The sequence below is a fragment of the Pararhizobium sp. DWP3-4 genome, assembly GCF_049898205.1.
In the GTDB taxonomy this organism is placed as follows: domain Bacteria; phylum Pseudomonadota; class Alphaproteobacteria; order Rhizobiales; family Rhizobiaceae; genus Pararhizobium.
Map to the genome: position 1 here is coordinate 257,036 of NZ_JAFCXF010000008.1, position 17,187 is coordinate 274,222.

Annotated in this window: 14 protein-coding genes and 4 pseudogenes; 13 read left to right on the forward strand and 5 right to left on the reverse strand. The window is 54.2% G+C overall.

Features of this window, described 5'->3' with window-relative positions; genetic code table 11:
* The first annotated feature begins 603 nt into the window (after nt 1-603).
* From leuC to ACP7E6_RS21335, 7 genes and pseudogenes are all read left to right on the forward strand, one after another.
* Nucleotides 604-2,025, forward strand: a complete 1,422-nt coding sequence (gene leuC, locus ACP7E6_RS21305) for a 3-isopropylmalate dehydratase large subunit (RefSeq protein ID WP_426231717.1) — start codon at nt 604-606, stop codon at nt 2,023-2,025.
* Nucleotides 2,025-2,657: a 3-isopropylmalate dehydratase small subunit gene (gene leuD, locus ACP7E6_RS21310; RefSeq protein WP_426231718.1), complete on the forward strand. Its 633-nt coding sequence runs from the start codon at nt 2,025-2,027 to the stop codon at nt 2,655-2,657. Before leuC ends, leuD begins: the two co-directional genes overlap by 1 nt.
* Nucleotides 2,658-2,734: 77 nt before the next feature.
* Entirely contained in the window at nt 2,735-3,721 is a 987-nt protein-coding gene (locus tag ACP7E6_RS21315; protein WP_426231719.1) for a phosphoglycerate dehydrogenase, read from the forward strand.
* A 519-nt stretch (nt 3,722-4,240) separates the two neighbouring features.
* Nucleotides 4,241-4,868 (forward strand): annotated as a pseudogene (locus tag ACP7E6_RS21320) (IS5 family transposase); the annotation flags it as partial.
* Nucleotides 4,869-5,028: 160 nt separating this feature from the next.
* Entirely contained in the window at nt 5,029-5,520 is a 492-nt protein-coding gene (locus ACP7E6_RS21325; RefSeq protein WP_426231720.1) for a GyrI-like domain-containing protein, read from the forward strand.
* Between the two features lie 65 nt (nt 5,521-5,585).
* Nucleotides 5,586-5,774: pseudogene (locus ACP7E6_RS21330) on the forward strand (transposase); the annotation flags it as partial.
* A pseudogene (locus ACP7E6_RS21335) lies at nt 5,766-6,134 on the forward strand (transposase); the annotation flags it as partial. The pseudogenes ACP7E6_RS21330 and ACP7E6_RS21335, both read left to right, overlap by 9 nt.
* Before the next feature lie 146 nt (nt 6,135-6,280).
* On the opposite strand, the gene ACP7E6_RS21340 reads toward ACP7E6_RS21335, so the two are convergent.
* Nucleotides 6,281-7,147, reverse strand: coding sequence for an alpha/beta fold hydrolase (locus tag ACP7E6_RS21340; protein WP_426231721.1), 867 nt, complete (start codon nt 7,145-7,147; stop codon nt 6,281-6,283).
* A 1,011-nt stretch (nt 7,148-8,158) separates the two neighbouring features.
* Complete coding sequence (locus ACP7E6_RS21345) at nt 8,159-9,106, reverse strand: XdhC family protein (RefSeq protein ID WP_426231722.1); 948 nt, start codon at nt 9,104-9,106, stop codon at nt 8,159-8,161.
* A 233-nt stretch (nt 9,107-9,339) separates the two neighbouring features.
* On the opposite strand from ACP7E6_RS21345, the pseudogene ACP7E6_RS21350 reads away from it, so the two are divergent.
* Together ACP7E6_RS21350 and ACP7E6_RS21355 are read left to right on the forward strand one after the other, a co-directional pair.
* Nucleotides 9,340-9,722 (forward strand): annotated as a pseudogene (locus tag ACP7E6_RS21350) (LysR family transcriptional regulator); the annotation flags it as partial.
* A gap of 417 nt (nt 9,723-10,139) precedes the next feature.
* A complete protein-coding gene (locus ACP7E6_RS21355; RefSeq protein WP_426231723.1) occupies nt 10,140-11,804 on the forward strand; it encodes a DUF262 domain-containing protein in 1,665 nt (554 codons plus the stop codon).
* A 48-nt stretch (nt 11,805-11,852) separates the two neighbouring features.
* On the opposite strand, the gene ACP7E6_RS21360 is transcribed toward ACP7E6_RS21355, so the two are convergent.
* Nucleotides 11,853-12,677: an HNH endonuclease gene (locus ACP7E6_RS21360; protein ID WP_426231724.1), complete on the reverse strand. Its 825-nt coding sequence runs from the start codon at nt 12,675-12,677 to the stop codon at nt 11,853-11,855.
* A 255-nt stretch (nt 12,678-12,932) separates the two neighbouring features.
* Here ACP7E6_RS21360 and ACP7E6_RS21365 point away from each other — a divergent pair, with 255 nt between their 5' ends.
* The 4 genes from ACP7E6_RS21365 (at nt 12,933) to ACP7E6_RS21380 (ending at nt 16,285) form a co-directional block, all read left to right on the forward strand.
* A complete protein-coding gene (locus tag ACP7E6_RS21365; RefSeq protein WP_426231725.1) occupies nt 12,933-13,472 on the forward strand; it encodes a hypothetical protein in 540 nt (179 codons plus the stop codon).
* 579 nt (nt 13,473-14,051) lie between these two features.
* Nucleotides 14,052-15,248, forward strand: a complete 1,197-nt coding sequence (locus ACP7E6_RS21370) for an IS256 family transposase (RefSeq protein ID WP_426231726.1) — start codon at nt 14,052-14,054, stop codon at nt 15,246-15,248.
* A 173-nt stretch (nt 15,249-15,421) separates the two neighbouring features.
* Complete coding sequence (locus tag ACP7E6_RS21375) at nt 15,422-15,856, forward strand: hypothetical protein (protein ID WP_426231727.1); 435 nt, start codon at nt 15,422-15,424, stop codon at nt 15,854-15,856.
* Between the two features lie 228 nt (nt 15,857-16,084).
* Complete coding sequence (locus ACP7E6_RS21380; protein WP_426231728.1) at nt 16,085-16,285, forward strand: hypothetical protein; 201 nt, start codon at nt 16,085-16,087, stop codon at nt 16,283-16,285.
* 83 nt (nt 16,286-16,368) lie between these two features.
* Here the strand turns inward: ACP7E6_RS21380 and ACP7E6_RS21385 are convergent, their stop codons facing one another.
* Both ACP7E6_RS21385 and ACP7E6_RS21390 read right to left on the reverse strand, forming a co-directional pair.
* Nucleotides 16,369-16,746, reverse strand: coding sequence for a hypothetical protein (locus ACP7E6_RS21385; protein WP_426231729.1), 378 nt, complete (start codon nt 16,744-16,746; stop codon nt 16,369-16,371).
* Nucleotides 16,747-16,763: 17 nt separating this feature from the next.
* Nucleotides 16,764-17,177 (reverse strand): hypothetical protein, encoded by a 414-nt coding sequence (locus ACP7E6_RS21390; protein ID WP_426231730.1) that lies wholly within the window; start codon nt 17,175-17,177, stop codon nt 16,764-16,766.
* Nucleotides 17,178-17,187: the final 10 nt, after the last annotated feature.

A 17,187-nucleotide genomic window follows, 5' to 3' on the forward strand; every position in this document is an offset into this window, starting at 1 on the left:
TTCAGGAGCGAACAGCACCTGGCCTGCAGGCCGGAGCGACTTTGATAGCGAACGTGCGTCTGGTTTGTCCTGCCGAGACAATATGAGTACAGCGGAAGGCCAAAAACGCTAGCGGATCACATTCGCTAAGCTATTCCCTCAAAGACGTACAATCGAGTTACCGACATTGATCAGCGGCAGCGCGAAGAGTACGATGAAAGTAGCAATCTTTCCACGCCCAAGCCGTAAAATCGCCTACTCCCGAACTCATCGATGCAATGTTTGCCACGGCGCCTCGCGCCTCCGTTTCCTCGGCTGAGATGTCGCGATTGTAGTTTACGACCTTGCGCAAAGCCATTCGATTGCGGTTCCGTATGATGGCCTCGAAGTTTACCGGGGCGCTTTTTCTCCGGCACCGGGGCCTGTACCTTGTCCTACGGGCCGGGTTCCGTCTTTAGCCCATCCAACTGCCTCTTGACGCCGCCAATCGGTCGCGTCTCGTAAAACTATAGCTGCACGCGTCATATGCGTTCGGTGCATCAATTTATGCGCGTTTTGCCGTAGTCTTTGATACTGCAAAAGCTATTTTGGAGGCTGATCCAGTAGCGACAAAGATCATGAACAATGGCCACAAAAACACTTTACGACAAGATCATCGATGCGCACACGGTGCGAAAATTGGACGACAATGACCACATACTTTTGTATGTCGATCGCACTGTCTTGAACGAATATACAAGTCCCCAGGCCTTTTCCGGTTTACGCGAGGCGGGTCGTCAGGTTTGGAATCCGTCCGCAGCTCTGATGGTGATCGACCATGTTAACTCGACTGCGCCGCACCGCACGGGCAAAATGCCGGATGCTGGTGGCCAGATGCAAGCTGATTATTTCGCAGAAAACGCGCGCGACTTTGGGATTGAACTGATCGACATCCTTGATGCTCGGCAAGGGATTGAGCATGTCGTTGCTCCAGAACAGGGCCTTGTCCTGCCGGGCATGGTTGTCGCAGCAGGTGATAGCCACACGACGGCCTATGGAGCCTTGGGTGCGCTTGGATTTGGGATCGGGACATCCGACATCGAGCACTATCTGGCGACGCAGACGCTTGTCTATAAGCGATTGAAAACAATGAGAATCGTTATCGACGGCGTTCCTGCGGTGGGAATTACTGGAAAAGATATCGTCATGGAGGTCATCCGAAGAATTGGCGCTGACGGTGCTACTGGATTCGCCGTCGAGTTTGCCGGTGCCGCAATCTTGAACATGAGCGTCGAAAGCCGAATGACGATCTGCACTATGATCGTGGAAGCGGGCGCGCGCGGTGCCGTCATAGCGGCGGACAATAAGGTTTTGAAATATATTGAGGGTCGGCCTCGCGCGCCCGAGAGCCACATGTGGACTGCCGGTTGTGAGGCTTGGCTTTCGCTGAGGTCCGATCCCGGGGCCTTGTTCGATCACGAGGTGGTGATGGACGCTGCGGAGGTTGCACCCATGGTGACATGGGGGACGAGCCCTGACCAAGCAACTACGATTTTAGATCGCATCCCGGACCCAATTAATATGTCCGACCCCAAGAAAAAGGCAGCCATTGTTCGCGCGCTTGATTACATGGGATTGGCTCCGGGACTTTTGATGACTGAAATCAAGATTGATCATGCATTTATTGGGTCTTGCACAAACTCAAGGATCGAAGACCTACGAGACGCCGCCCTTGTTCTGAAGGGGAGAAAGGTCGCCTCAGGCGTACGGGCCATCGTCGTGCCGGGATCAACTCAAGTTAAAAGGCTGGCGGAAGCCGAGGGGATACATCAGGTCTTTATAGACGCTGGTTTCGAATGGCGGCAATCAGGGTGCTCAATGTGCCTTGCGATGAACGATGATGTGCTGCAGCCGGGCAATCGTTGTGCCTCCAGCACCAATCGGAATTTCGAAGGAAGACAGGGGGCTGGGGCACGTACCCATTTGATGAGTCCAGCAATGGTTGCCGCGGCGGCAATCAGCGGACGGCTAACTGATGTCAGAAAATTGGTACGCGAGGCGAGCTGATGCGAGCATTTATTTCGGTCACGGGGAGAGCTGCGCCGCTGCCGTCGGCCAACATCGATACTGATGTAATCATGCCAAAGCAGTTCCTGAAGGGCGTTGATCGTAAAGGGCTGGACAGGGGCGCGTTCTTTGATCTCAGGTTCAATTCAGCCGGGCAGAAAAATCGAGACTTTGTTTTAAATCGCCCAGAATGGCACGATGCACGATTCCTGATCGTTGGTTCGAATTTCGGATGCGGGTCGAGCAGAGAACATGCGGTATGGGGTCTTTCGCAATTGGGTATCCGCGCAATTATCGGAACGAGCTTTTCAGGGATATTCGACGATAACTGTCAACGCAATGGTCTGCTGACCATCACGCTCAACCCCGACATTGTCGATCGTCTGCTTGTTTGCGCGGCGAAGCCCGCAACAAACGTTCTTACCATAAGTCTTCAAGATCAAAGGATCACGGTCGACTCAACAGGAGAGCAAGTTACCTTCGCGATCGACGGGTCTCGGAAAGACGGACTGATGCGTGGTCTGGACCCGATCGATGCAACTCTGGAACTTGCAGCCGATATCCGTGTGTTTGAAGCCAAGCATTTTGAGATTAGCCCTTGGTTGGACTGTAGATCGCAGAAAACGCGATAGTTTTCTCGCTGGAGACGCAAAACACGAATGTACTCGAACTTTTACCATTTCCTTAAATCGTGCGTTGGAGCTTGGCCATGGGTGCTCGCAATATTCTCGTAACCGTCCCATTTTTTGATAATCAATCCAAATCGTATCTTGAATCGAACGGATGCACCGTTAGACTTGCAAAGCCTGATGGCAATGCCACAAGAGAGCAATTGGTGGAACTTCTTGCGGGTTGTCAAGGATGGATCGTTGGACACGCCTGGGTGACGCGAGAGATCCTCGCGGCACATCCCGATTTGCTTGTGATCGCGCGCAGGGGAGTAGGCTATGAACGTGTGGATGTCGCAGCAGCTGAAAAGCTTGGTAAAGTCGTAACGATCGCTGCCGGCGGCAACGCTCCGTCTGTGGCAGATCATACAGTAGGACTTATGCTGGCTTCCGGCCGACGGTTTCATGAGTCTCAGGCGCAAATGGCAGATGGCGACTGGAGTATTTTAGTAGGAACCGAACTGTTTCAGAAGACGGTTGGACTAATCGGATTTGGTAGCATCGCACGACAGGTCTCACAGCGGCTTGCTGGCTTCGATGTAAATGTCCTGGCCTATGCGCCCCGACCAGATTTGAGTGAGGGTATCCGCCTCGGCGTTAGCTTCGTGGATCTCTCTACCCTTTTACGGCAGAGCGACTACGTTAGCTTGCACTCTCCCCTGACGAATGAAACGCGCAATTTGATCGACGAGAACGCCTTGCGGCAGATGAAGCCCACTTCGATACTTTTGAACACGTCTCGTGGCGGCCTGATCGATGAAGTGGCACTCCTAAAAGCCCTGAAACATAAGTCTATTCGTGGTGCAGCCCTCGACGTTTTTCACGGCGAAATAGACCCGGCGTTCAAATCTGTTGCTGATGAGCTACTGGCGCTGCCAAATTTCGTCGCAACTCCGCACGCCGCTGGTTCAACCGACGAAGCTTTGGCTAGAAGCAACCTACTCGCGGCTCGATCGATCATCGCGGTTTTCGACGGCACGTCACCATCAAGCAACTGCATAGTAACTGATGGGCGTGCTAATCGATAGGTGCCCCTGATATGCGCTTTAGGTCGGTTTGTTCGCCGCGCCTGCCGATCTAGACGTTCAGTTATGGATCAATCACAAATTGCGCGCTTGCGCGCCGGATCGAGACTCCAGTCCGCGCCGATACTGTCGCCTAGCTCTAGCCTGTCACCCAGCCTCAACGATTTTTCGACAGCATGCACCTTAGCAGTCCTTTGTAGCGATTGGTCGTCGAACATTTAGCTTGTCACGCTCGTCCTCGAGTTGCCGCCAATCCGGCATTGATCAGCGTAAATATGAACCAATTGTGAAAGTTGGGTCGTGAATTCTTATCCCCGCTTGCTCCAGACCTCGCCGATCGCGTGCCGTCCTCCGCTTACTTCAACACGTGGACAATATGCGTCCCGGTGAAATCTTGCCGTTCATTGCTGCTTTATGCTGAGGCGAAGGATTTCCCATTGGGCATCATAAGCAGGAAACTTCAATTCCAGATGACTTGTCTAAGAGCCTGCCCCGAAAAGAGTTGAGTGCTTTCAGCCAGTTGTGGTTCCTTCGGATTTGCTGAGATTCGATGGAGAACACGATGGCCTAGACTGGAACCACCCGGCGGCAATATGTACGTCGAACGAGCCGGTATGCAAGCGACGTTACAGATCGCGAATGGGAATTTGTTGCCCCTTTCATGCCAGCGCCGCGGCGTCTGGGCCGTCCGCGCAAGACCGATCTGCGCGATGTTTTGAACGCCCTTCTCTATATTGCTTCGACGGGCTGCCAGTGGCGGCTGCTACCGAAGGACTTTCCGCCGTGTTCGACGGTGCAGCGGTATTTCCATGAATGCATGCAATCGGTCTCAGGATACGGATCAACCATCCCCTCGTCATTGAGAGGGAAGAAGCCTCTCCTACCGCCGGTGCCATCGACAGCCAAGTGTCAAAACGACTGAAAGCGGCGGTATCCGGAGCTTTGACGCTGGCAAGAAGATCAAAGGGCGCAAGCGTCACATCATCGTCGATACCCTCGGGCTGATGGTCGGCTCATGGTGCACAGCGCCGATATCCAGGATCGCGACGGTGCTCCCGATCTTCTGAAATCCATCCGCAGCCGCTGGCCGTGGCTCCTTCTTGTCTTCGCCGATGCCGGCTTCTCTAATCGGCGGGCTGAGGTCAAGCTCTTTTCCGTCTATCCGTTAGTCGAGAAGGCAAGCGATCGTCCGCAATTGGCCCGAAGCCGACTTCGAGAATGCCGTAGGTGTGGCCTAACAAAAACTAGGAACCGGCCTATCGGAGTCGTTATATTCCATACGTCATGGACAAGAAGAACAGGAGAGGCCAATGCTAACGATGCCGGAAATGGTCGAACGCGAACCACAGCGTTATGTCGCTGTTCGTCTGCCAGTTGTGATCCCGTTCGCCGAGGAGGTCGATCCAGCTTTCGATGAATTGTTTGATGCTTTCGCGCGAGCGGGGGTTGCGCCAGACGGAGTCGAGTTCATCAAGTTCAACCTCATCGATATGCCGCGCCTCGAGATCGAAACGGGTATCACCACAGATGGGTCCATTCCTCTTTCGGGTCGTCTGGTCGAAGGGGTGCTGCCCGGAGGACGATACGTCCGAATGACCTACACAGGCCCATACGAGGGACTTTACGATGCCACCGCCATGCTCGTCGGATGGGCAAAGGAGAAGGGCTTGATATGGGACTCATCGAGCACGGAGGCCGGAGAGCTATTCGCGTGCCGGCTCGAGGTCCACGACAACAATCCCTCCATTGAACCTGATCCAAGCAAGCTGGTAACAACGTTCCTGTTCAAGCTGGCAGACTGATTAAGCAACTGCCGGATGGCCGCTGTTGGCGCTTTGCAGCAGAACTCGCTGCTCGACATAAGGTCCAGAAAATCGGTAAATGGACGCTCGAAATCACCAAGCGCTCCGACAAGGCCAAGGACTTTGAAATCCTGCCGCGCTGCTGGGTCGTTGAATGGACCTTCGCATGGCTGGGCCGATGCCGCAGGTTGGCCAAGGACTTCGAGAAATCCATCGCTTCAGCAGAAGCATGGATAACCATTGCCCATATCCGCAGACGGTCAGGGACGCCTCTTGGCTTTGTCCTGACGGGTGGCGAGACTTCCAATTATCTCGCTGTTCCACATCTTCTCGCGATGCCGGTAAACAGGCCTCGTAGTCTCCTCGCGGACAAGGGATATGATGCCGACAGCATCCGCCAGGAGCTTCTATTTCACGGCACACGCCCGGTTATCCCGCCGAGAGCAGGCCGCAAGGAGGGCTCACGCCGACTTTCACTTACCGAATTGAATATCGTGGGCACACCAAGTCCGTCCGTATTCGCAAGAGCAATCCCAAGGGCTGGATTGGCCGAGTTGTCCAGGAGGCGTTTCCAGGTTTCGAAATTTCCGAACCGAGTCTGTTTGGCAAGATAATCCGCCCTGAACTTGCCCCTGACAAAACGCATGCGGGTAAGTGGCGACTTCAATGCAATGACGAGGGTTCGGGATTCAGCCTCAGTGTTGTAGAAACAAAAGATCGATAACGAAGCCTTGGTTGAGATCGACGTTGTCAACACGACCTAGGTGGGATGCCGAGCGAGATGATTCAACAGGAGCGAGGTCACGTCTTCTGGGGCTTGATCAGAGACGAAGTGACCAACTCCTGGTAAGGATTTGAAAGTATAGTCGGCTTCAACAAAATCGGCTGTTCCTTCGGCCGCGACGCGGCCCACAGTATCATCGCTGTCCCCCCATATATAAAGGGTCGGAACCTTCGTCGGTCCGACGGGCACATGTCGAGTGCCTCTGGCCCGATACCAAGCGAGCGCGGCCTCCATAGCCTGGGGATTTCCTATTACTGACAGGTGTTTTGCAATCGCCTCACTGGGTACCCCATTCTTTGTCAGACGAGTTCGAAGCAACTTCGAGTCTTCCGCCAAAATGTTGGGGCCAGCTTGGGGATCCAAAAATCGACCGTGATGCTGTGAACGCTGTGCTTGCTCGGGGTCTTGTTCCAACGCGCGGTTAAAAGACAGTGGGTGCGGGCGAGATAGGATGGTTATCGACGCCAGTTTTTCAGGAAAGCGATTCGCAATTTCCCAAGTGAGACTGGCTCCCCAGTCGTGACCGACCAGATGGAAACGGCGGTTCCCATTGCCCAGTCTTTCTGCGATCGCGAATACGTCGCTAATCACCTCGTCCATACTGTACTGCGGGAAATCGGCCGGATCTGGACGAGCATCTGGGGAGTAACCTCGCTGGTTGGGCGCAACGGCGAAAAATCCGGCGACCCCCAGAGCATCAAGTTGAGCGTCAAAGGAATGGCGAGAAACACCGAAACCATGAAGCATGATGACCAAAGGCTTATCCACATCTCCCGAAACCGAGACGTCAAACACCATACCGGGGGCCGTCTCAATACGCCGTGTTGCCACAGTTTTCAGCATCCTAAGCTCCATCATTAGAATAATTCTCACAAAACTCTACGGGCTGGCGCCCTTCACCCTAAACAGTAACCACGTACCAGCGGTCGCCTCTAGCTACATCAAAGGCCTTACACTCAAGATATCCCATATGATCGGCTTCCAGGAGGTGAGGCACAATTGTAACTGCTTGCTGCGCCTCTCTCTGCCTTTCGGTGCAGAAAGACTCAAAAACGAATTCCGTGGGACACCTTCTCGCTTCGAAATGGTTGAAATTCGTTTTCGTCAGCAACAGACACTCCCTCGATATCGGCCGCCATTCTGAACAACGTCGAAAACGGGACCTTATTCACAGAAAGGGGGGTGTATTTCTGTAAAGCGAAATCCACGGTGACAAATGTTGCTCTCGCCATTTCCTCACGGGCGGCTACCTCTTGGCGGACCGTTATTCGTATCTTACCGCTTCGCCTGAGTTGACGATTTCTGCACTGGGTTCTGAGGCAAAGAATGACGCCCCAGCGTATAATGCGTGCTGTGTTACTAACCTGCGTTACGAATCGGCAGGGCAGGCAACCCATGCACCATGAAGGTCTGCGACAACGGATTTCGACGCGTAATCGCATCACCCAAGAAGCGCTTGGGAGTTTTCCAAGAGGGAGAATTGGCCATGATGCGAGTTGTCATCTCCGTTTGTCGTCGCTTAGCATTTCGCTGGCATCGATATCAAACAACGGCTTCACACGTAATGCAGTGGAGCGCATAAGCTTATTCCTACTATGAACTCGAAGTCATTTGACCCCAGCATTCCACCAATTCAGTTGAGGTGGCCGGAGATAGATTGTCAAAAGGGAGCGTGATTATCTGCTTGGAGGTGATATCGCCGCGAAGTTCCTGAACGCAATTTTTTCGCAAGCAACAGGAGGAGGCCTGCGGCAGGGATCATGACCATCGCCGGGCAGAAGTAGAGTGAGCGTCCGGCGGCCTGGTTTTTCGGCTTAGGGGATCATCTCTCGCAAGGACCGATTTGCTGGGACCTCAGTCCGCGACCGTGACCATGTTGTATTCATCAAGTTGCCTTACGAGAGTTATGTCTGCAAGGATTGAAAGAGCCAGCGCGGTGGAGTCACGCGCCTTGCTGAACAGCCCAATTGGCCCCTTGATCCGAGAGACTTGTCCCTCTCCATGCCCGCGGACGCGCAAAGCATCACAACGTTGGGCATGAGTGCGTTTGCTCCCGAGCGCACCGATGTAAAAGCATGAGGATGCCAAGGCCCGTTCGAGCAAAGCTCTCTCCTTTTCGACGTCGTGAAAGAGGAGGGCCACCGCGCTGTCAGAGTCCCAATGAGTTGCATCAATCTCCGACGCTTGATCACACACGAAAACTTCGAACCCGGCCGCACTCGCGACGCGCGCAACGACGGTAGTTTCCAAAGAGTTGCCACCGAGGTGGAGACGCAGTCGCGGTCGAAATTGGCGCAGAAAAAGGCTACTCTTCGAGCCTGTCACTTCTCCTGCGCCAATTGAACAAATGCGTTGTGACGCAGGGTCGTATGTCAGGCTGATGCGCTGTCTCTTTTGCAGAGCCTCGATCACGCCGAACAACACATCAATTTCGTTCAGGACATGGATGGAAACGGTGATTCCGCCGTCGCAGGGAAGAACGATGTCGAAAAATGGAGATCCAACTCCCAGCATAACGTTACGGTCTACGCCCCTCACGATCGAAAGCACGGCTTCGGCCGCAAGGGCCGCTTCCGTGCATCCGCCCGATACGTAGCCACAATATAGGCCATCGGCGCGGACAGCCATTTGTGCCCCTAGTGCACGGGCTGCGCCGCCGCGGATTCCAATCAACGTAATGAGAGCTGTCCCGTGACCCGCGGTGAACGACGCGCATGCAAACTTTAGAATGTCAATCGCATCGTCAGTGAGCATCGCGGCCTGAGGCGCGGCATAGTCAGGTTCCAACAGGGAAGATGCCATGTGTCCTCCAGATATCATAACCCGAACAAGGGGCGACTTTATCAGCCAATACTGGACGGAGTCGGAGACTTGATACAATTAAGAAACGTGAAATTTCGGGAATGCCTGTGTGCACCATGGTGTTAGAAAGTTTTCAGCCGCTACACAAGTGACTTGGATCTGGAGAGCGGATCTCCGAACATAGGTTCACAGACAGCGTGAGCTGAGCAGCGGGTTCCTGGTGGCGGCTCCTCCCTACTACCGTAGGCGTGCTGCCCGGGTTTTCGACACGGATCGCAAGGAAGTATCCAGAAAATCAGTTGCATATTTTAAGCGGCACGACTGATATTGTTGCAATCTCGCGGGCGGTCAGATCAATCTCGGCTTCATCTACTAGTGAAAAATATCGGGTCCTTACGTCTTCATCCATGAGCGCTATGTTTGCGGTCGGGGAGAGTAGTGCGCTTGCCCCGCGAGATGATATTGGGATCGATGATCGACGCTACCAGAAGATTATTTCCTTCTCCGACAAAACTTCTCTTACACCGAAAGGTATTTCGCCGCATAGTTCGCCGAGCATGATCTAACGCGGAATATCGCTTACCCCTGCGACGACACGTTTTCTCTGATTCCGCTGGGCTGGAGATCGGCTTTGAGCCGGAATGAACAGCGATCTTTCGGCACGGAGGCGGTTGCTAAAGGATCATTGACCGGCTCTACAACCTTCGTCCACGCCAGCAATCATTAATCATCGCGTCTCTGATCGTGGAGTTTTTTCTATTCAACTTGTTTCCACTCGGTCCGTAAATGCCTCAACGCCCCTCACGGCCAAGTCATAGGTTGCTGAATACCTATTGCTGGCAGCGCAGTGTTCCGACAACCGGATGTGGCATTACGACCACGCCGAAGCAACAGCCGCGCCTGCCCATTGTTGGAACAGCTGGCTCGTCGGGCCATATTTCGCAATACCTTCGCATTTGTTTGTTCTGTATTAACTCGTAATCGTCATGAATGCGGCTCTTGCGTGTACGCGCACTCGAATTGAAGGTCTGAAATGCAGCTGAACCCGATGCACCTCAAAGTCTCGACCTTGCTCACAGGTCGGCTCTTCCGAATTCCAGAGTATCAGCGCGCCTATGCATGGGGACCACGGCAACGATCAGATCTTTTTCACGACATATTGGATGCGAAGATCTCGGGCCGTGAACATTTCATGGCTACGGTCGTGGCCCTTTCCAAAGGTGATCGCCTAATTGGTGCTGACCAGTTCAGAACGGTAGAGATCGTCGATGGTCAACAACGCATCACGACACTTGTGATACTTTTCAAGGCGATCGTGAAAGCTCTTAATGTCAGTGATGCTGTTCAGGAAAAAATTTGGAGAGACATTTCAGAGCTCCTCGTGAAGGGTGACGACCACTCACTGGTGTTGCTTCAGACAAACCACGACAGCAGTAGCGTATTCACCGACTACATTCGTGCGGGAGCCATCAACGAGGATCAGGCTAAGACTGCCTCCGACATGAACTTGATTCATGCCGCGAGAGAGTGCGAAGCCTTTGTACGGGATTGGCTGCTCAGGTTTCCGATTGTCGAACTGGTGGCGGTTGTAAAGAACCAGCTATCGATGATCTACCATGAGATACCAGACGAGGCGACGGTCTACCGCGTATTCGAAGTTCTCAACAGCCGCGGTCTCGATGTCAAATGGATCGACAAGCTGAAGAGCCAGCTAATGGCGCTGCTCTTTGAGCATGTCGAGCCCGGCACCCGGCAAGAAGCCGTGAAAGAAATGCAAGAGATTTGGAAACAAATCTACCAGGCACTCGGGCAACGTGGAAACCTAGGGGATGAAAGCTTGCGCTTTGCCGGAACCTGGTCACTCGGACAACAACCAAACCGGATTATCTCGCAGGAGGATTCGGCATCAGCGCTAACTATTGCTGCAGGAGTCAAACTCAACAGCGTGATCGTGGTCGGCGAAAACTTGAAGCGGGTAGTGCAGGCCGTGAATGCGCTGGATGGTAATGTGCGACTACGCGCTGTGACGAAAATCGTCCACGCACGCTTCGTCGCAACGGCAATTCTACTCCGAAGGTTCGATGCGGACGTCGAGAGACGATTGCTTGGGACCTGGGAGAGGGTGACGTTTCGCATTTTTGGTCTCGGCGGCGCGGACACCCGTCATAAAATCGGAGACTATGTCCGACTCGGATACAAGATCATCGCCGACAACCTTGATGTCACTAAGATCGAGGCCGGATTGGCAGATCTCGGAACAAACTATGATATTGCAAACGTTCTGAAAGCCAAAGATTATTGGAATCAGTCTTACGAAGGATGGACAGAAGAACTTCGCTACATCCTATTCCGATATGACGAGCACCTCGCAGCAGCAGCCGGAAGTCCATTGAACGAATTGCAGTGGAATAAGATCTGGCTGGAGGAGCCGTCACGGTCCGTTGAACATGTGATGCCGCAGAGTAGTGGTGCCGCCTATATTCACAACATTGGAAACTTGACGATGCTTCCACCGCGGGTCAATTCGTCGTTGCAGGCAACTTCTCCGGTTGCAAAGGCCAGTGTTTACCAATCGAGTGGCCTTCTTGGCACTGCGGCCATCGCGGTGACGATCACCACGAACAATGGATGGGACGAAACCGACGTTGACGCGCGGACAACGGCTATCGACGCATTTGTCAGATCCGAATGGGGTTGAAGGGGAGTATGCATCACAGGCGAGCCTGGCTGGGCTCGCCTTGGTATTTTAGCATCCCGACTTTGCTTTATACGATGACATTGTGATTGTCGCTAGCGGACCGTTGCCGTCAAATGTCACTGCTATGTCTACGGAGACCGCCGTATCATTTGTTGGGCTCGTAGTGTGAGGAAATGTGGTGTGAAAGTTTTTGCTGACTTCCGCTTGTAGAATAGCAGCATGTTCTTGTGCCATCCGCAGTGCCTGTTCCAAAGAAGCGAGATTTTCCCAGTGTGCTTTCCAGAGGGCTGGCGCGGCTAGTTCTTCGAGGGCCAGTGGCTCAACCTGGCCCCAAGCCTCAAAGCGAGCCAGCGCAGAAATGCGATCTTTTAGTTTGGAAACTTTCCTGGTGGTTGGAGAGCTTGGCGCAGCACCTTCAATCCAAGTGCGCCACTCTTGTGCACCCTTCGACTGATTACAGCGTCCGCAGGCGGGGACCATGTTCTTGTAGTCCGAGACGTAACCTGTTGGGCGTTTGTTCCTTACCAGGGCGCGTAAATGGTCCCAATCTGAAGCGGAGCCGCCGCAATACGCGCAGGAGACAGTTTCCAGCTTCATACCCAAAACGTCCAGGGCTTCATCTCGTTCATGCGGTTTTGGCGAAACCCACGGGATCACGGCTTGTACAAAGCTGTTAGTCACCGAAGTTGTGCGCTGCGTGATCTTCAAAGGCTTTCGATACTTCATCAAGTGTTCTCGTTTCATTGATCGCGTGGAGCGCCAGTTCTCAATCGAAAATATGAAAAAAACCGTAACTGCTCGGTTGAGCGTTTGCCGATGCGGAAGCGTCACACCATGCTGACCAACGATCTGAATCAGCGCCTCATCCTCCAAATCGATTCCCAAGAATTGTTAGAAGAAGTTTAGCCAGGGGCGTGAATCCCCAAGCAAGCGGTTGTGAACGCCCGGCTCTCACCATTGAGCTACGGACCCACTTCAGTGGGCTTCGGCCAGTGCGAGGGATGTCGTATCACCCCGAGTGGGCGATCGGGGTCTCCCTAATCTAACATGTGCCACCACCTACATCGGGCACAGGCACATCGTTTTCATGACGGGGCTCAATCCAAGCTGAAGAGCGGCACCAAGGCCATGGCGACCAGCAGGCTCAGTAACGATGGTATCAACACTCGTTTGAACACAACAAGCCGCGAGCGGTCCATTCCAATCGTGGGGCATGAGTGTGTCTCGTATCTTGCACCTGTGGAGGCTGGTATCGGGGCCGTGCCAACGCTGTTTTTCAATGCCATGGACGGGTCTGCTGCCGATGACTGGCGGCAGCTTGATCGCCAGATGAAACTTGTGCGCCAGTACCAGGTGGAGCGCCTTCAACGCTTCGTGGCCTTGTCGGTAGATCTCGTTACCAACGCCGACGCTGCGCGTATCCAGCAGGCTCGTGTCGCGATAGAGACAGAGATGAAGTCGCTGCGAAAGCATATGCGAAACTCCCGCCCAGCGTTCGCCCGTCTCATCAAACGCTCATCGAGCAAATTAAAAATGGGCATCCCAGTTCAATCGCCGCCTCGCTTGCCCGGCGTGGTGCTTGGGACAATTTCGAAATCACGCACTTTATCGGTTCTGGCGTTCGGGCCGACGCGAATCGGCGGTCACACGACTATCTGGCGAAGTTAACTGGACCCATTGACAGTCTTGAAGAGAAATTTGCATCTCTTCCGGAAATCGAAGGTTTGCTGGAAACTCTCAAGGAGGACATTAAAGTCTGGCGTCAGGATTGGTAGTTCGTTCGGTCACTGGGGGCAGAACCACTTTCAAACCATATTTGGATGGTTCGTCGGACTTCTGGTCGAACCTCCGCGCGCGATATGGGGCTGGGAAAGGTTACCGGGAGGACATCGCAGAAATGGTGCAGGACTGGTTCGAACAGACGCACTGCTTGCGGAGGCACGTAGCAAAGTCGACGCCAGGCTCAGCGATGCGTGGCACGAGCTTGTGGTCCATCGTCTTATAGAGGCGACTGCAACCCAGGAAACCGCGTGAGCGGGAACCCGTCTCCCTTCGCTCCGGCTGCTTTCGGAATGGATCGAACGGCTATAGGCGATCGTGTCCCGCCGAGTGGTGTAGCTGGGCGATAGCGAAGCCGCTCGCAAGCGCACCTTCCATAGTGCTGTAGGGAGCGGGCGGCGTAGCGGTGGTCACCAGTGTTTTCCGGTAGGGTCGGGTTGTTCAAGACCAACCTGAAGGACACCACTGATGACCGACGACATGATGAACCTGCGCTCACTCGTTGAGAAGAGCGCCGACGCCGATTTGCTGCGGGATATGATCGGCTTTGCTGCCGAGAAGCTGATGGCGCTGGAGGTCGGGACGAAGACCGGCGCGGGTTATGGCGAGAAGAATGGCTTCCGACTGGCCCAGCGCAACGGTTATCGCGACCGGGACTGGGAGACGCGAGCGGGCACCGTCGAGTTGCGCATTCCGAAGCTTCGCACAGGCAGCTATTTCCCGAGCTTCCTTGAGCCGCGCCGGATGGCCGAGAAGGCTCTGACGGCGGTGATCCAGGAGGCCTATATCCAAGGCGTCTCGACCCGATCCGTCGATGACCTCGTCAAGGCCATGGGCATGTCGGGCATCTCCAAGAGCCAGGTATCCCGGCTCTGCGAGGAGATCGACGATAAGGTGAAGGCCTTCCTCGACAGGCCTATCGAAGGGGAATGGCCCTATCTGTGGATCGATGCCACCTATCTGAAGGTCCGGCGCGGTGGCCGGATCGTCTCCGTCGCCGTCATCATTGCGGTGGGCGTCAACACCGACGGCCGACGCGAAGTGCTCGGTATGGAGATTTGCACATCTGAGGCCGAAGCGATCTGGACTGAGTTTCTTCGAAAGCTGACCCGACGGGGCCTGCGCGGCGTCAAGCTTGCTGTCTCCGATGCGCATGAGGGGATCAAGGCGGCCGTGTCGAAGGTGCTCTCCGCTACCTGGCAGCGCTGCAGGGTCCACTTCATGCGCAATGCCTTGGCCCATGCCGGAAAGAGCGGACGGCGCGTCGTCTCCGCCTTCATCGCCACCGCCTTTGCCCAGGACACCCCAGAGGCTGCAAGCACCCAATGGCGTAATGTCGCCGACCAGATCAGGCCCAAGGTGCCGAAACTCGCCACGCTGATGGATAATGCCGAACAGGATGTGCTCGCCTACATGACCTTTCCCAAAACGCACTGGACCAAGCTTCATTCGACCAACCCGATCGAACGCCTCAACGGCGAGATCAAGCGTCGCACAGAGGTCGTCGGTATCTTCCCAAACGACGAGGCTATCGTCCGCCTCGTCGGCGCGTTGCTCCTCGAACAGAACGATGAATGGGCTGTGCAACGTTCCCGCTACATGACGCTTGAGACCATCGCCACAATGAGCGATGATCCTCTCATCAGCCTGCCAGCGGCAAGCTGACCCATTCCCGGCTCTGTCCGGAAGGCACGGCGACTGCCGAAGCTACACCACCTCCTGGGACACGATCCTATAGGCTGTGGGGCAGTGGCCTATCCCTTCGACAATCACTAGCTTGACGACCGAGAGTTTTTGACATGACAATTATTCATCGACACTCATTTCAGAGCCATCAAATGACTTCACCCGAACTGCTTTCCCCTACCCGTGGTGACTTGACACCCCAACATCCATTGAGCTCACAGCGGTCTGGAGAAACTTTGCGAACTCCATGCGAGTACGGCACCGCCCTCACAGAGATTGTTGAGGCACTAGATGGGGTGCAACTCGAGAGCGGCACGTCGGTCGCCGAGGGCTATGAAGGGGGGTTAGAAATAACATACGACCTTAGCTATGTGTTCCCCAAATTCAGCTTCGAAGAATCGCATCCAAAAAAATATAAAATCGTTTGGAATGGCAACATGATGGGAACCTATCGGGCGACAAGTAAACACTTTGCTTTATGTTTACTCGCTTTTGATATGGGATGGGGCAATATGGAGCAGCTGCGTTACTCAGAAGACCCGGTGTTAGAAAGAGATCATTTTTACGGCGAATTCGAATTTGTTTAAGTCGCTGTTGATTTCCGTATCAATTCTTAGTTTAGCCCTTTAACCGCTGTGCCAATGCATCCATACCGACAGTCCGAGATTGCTGTTGACAGTTAGATCCCCCCATGGGTTAAGGATGCGGTGGAGGGCGAGGGCTATCGGTACCAGCTCAGGTCTAAGTCCGACTTTCCTGCGGTCCGCCGGAAAAACGCCAAGGATTTGCTGCGGTACGCTCGATACGAAACGAGCTTGGTGGATCGCGTTATGCTCCTTTCCGCGCTGTCCGAAGCCGGAACGCTTCGACTCTCGGAAGCTATTTCAATGGCAACTGGAACCTGCGCGATACCCATCATCGTCTCGATGATCCTCAACCGCCAGATCACCTCACGTACCCGAATGATTACATCTGGACGGCACTTCGACGCCGAAGGAAAATTGATATTGTTTTGAACCGCCTGTCCGACGCCCGCTAGCCAGGTCGCGCCGAAACCATGCCTGGCGCAGTGCGTTCAACAACGCCGAGCTTATAACTATCATACGAGTCTGTCGATCTTAGAATAAGGGACGTCCTGCTGAGCATTTCCGGCTTGCTGGAGTGCAAAGACCGCCTCGCCGAAAATCTCTCGTCGGCGTTGCACTCTTGCTTTTGCCGCACGGTCTTGTTCAGAGGGTGTTTTGGCCACGGCCGACACTACTGGACCCTCATTTTCCAACATGTCGATCAACAGGTTGCGCATTACCCCATTTTGCTCTCTCAAACGGCTTAGCTCAATATTCGTCCGGGAGTTTGAAAGCTTACGGACAACGATGTCATCAATTGCCTTTTCGACCAGTCTCGTCTTCGCGGCGAAAAAGCGTCCAATAAAGAACGTGCAAATTATAGCGGACATGGCAAGAATGAGGTACAGCATCGTCAGGCTTCAATTACTTAGTCAAGATCGGGATATTGGAGGCTGTTTTCAAGATGGTGGCGGGCAAGTTCCTTGTGCGGTTTCCACGGCGAGCCGAATTCTGGTGCCGGCGGTGATCTGATCATTCCCCCTCGGGTGGTGAAGGCGGGCCGGACATTTTCGTTCATCTCACCACGGCCCAGAATTCCAAGTTGCCGTTGTTCGATTCCGATCTTAGGCTCCGATACCCGGTAATCGTTAAAACCGGCAGGCCCATTGCTCACGATTTCTCCGTGGTCAAGGTCGCACGAATAAAGGGATTGTGGAAGTACCAAAGGAGAGCCGCTCCGAAGGTTCAGAGTTCGACAGCGCGCTTGAAGAAAGAGCGGGATCTTCGCGATTATGAAGTGCACGGCTGTCGTATCCGAGTAGCGCGCGGCCGAAGCGGTCAAGGATTGGCCT

Coding starts and splice junctions, on each gene's coding strand:
- leuC (WP_426231717.1), top strand. CDS start 604: ATGGCCACAAAAACACTTTACGACAAGATCATCGATGCGCACACGGTG.
- leuD (WP_426231718.1), top strand. CDS start 2,025: ATGCGAGCATTTATTTCGGTCACGGGGAGAGCTGCGCCGCTGCCGTCG.
- ACP7E6_RS21315 (WP_426231719.1), top strand. CDS start 2,735: ATGGGTGCTCGCAATATTCTCGTAACCGTCCCATTTTTTGATAATCAA.
- ACP7E6_RS21325 (WP_426231720.1), top strand. CDS start 5,029: ATGCTAACGATGCCGGAAATGGTCGAACGCGAACCACAGCGTTATGTC.
- ACP7E6_RS21340 (WP_426231721.1), bottom strand. CDS start 7,147: ATGCTGAAAACTGTGGCAACACGGCGTATTGAGACGGCCCCCGGTATG.
- ACP7E6_RS21345 (WP_426231722.1), bottom strand. CDS start 9,106: ATGGCATCTTCCCTGTTGGAACCTGACTATGCCGCGCCTCAGGCCGCG.
- ACP7E6_RS21355 (WP_426231723.1), top strand. CDS start 10,140: ATGCAGCTGAACCCGATGCACCTCAAAGTCTCGACCTTGCTCACAGGT.
- ACP7E6_RS21365 (WP_426231725.1), top strand. CDS start 12,933: ATGGCGACCAGCAGGCTCAGTAACGATGGTATCAACACTCGTTTGAAC.
- ACP7E6_RS21370 (WP_426231726.1), top strand. CDS start 14,052: ATGACCGACGACATGATGAACCTGCGCTCACTCGTTGAGAAGAGCGCC.
- ACP7E6_RS21375 (WP_426231727.1), top strand. CDS start 15,422: ATGACTTCACCCGAACTGCTTTCCCCTACCCGTGGTGACTTGACACCC.
- ACP7E6_RS21385 (WP_426231729.1), bottom strand. CDS start 16,746: ATGCTGTACCTCATTCTTGCCATGTCCGCTATAATTTGCACGTTCTTT.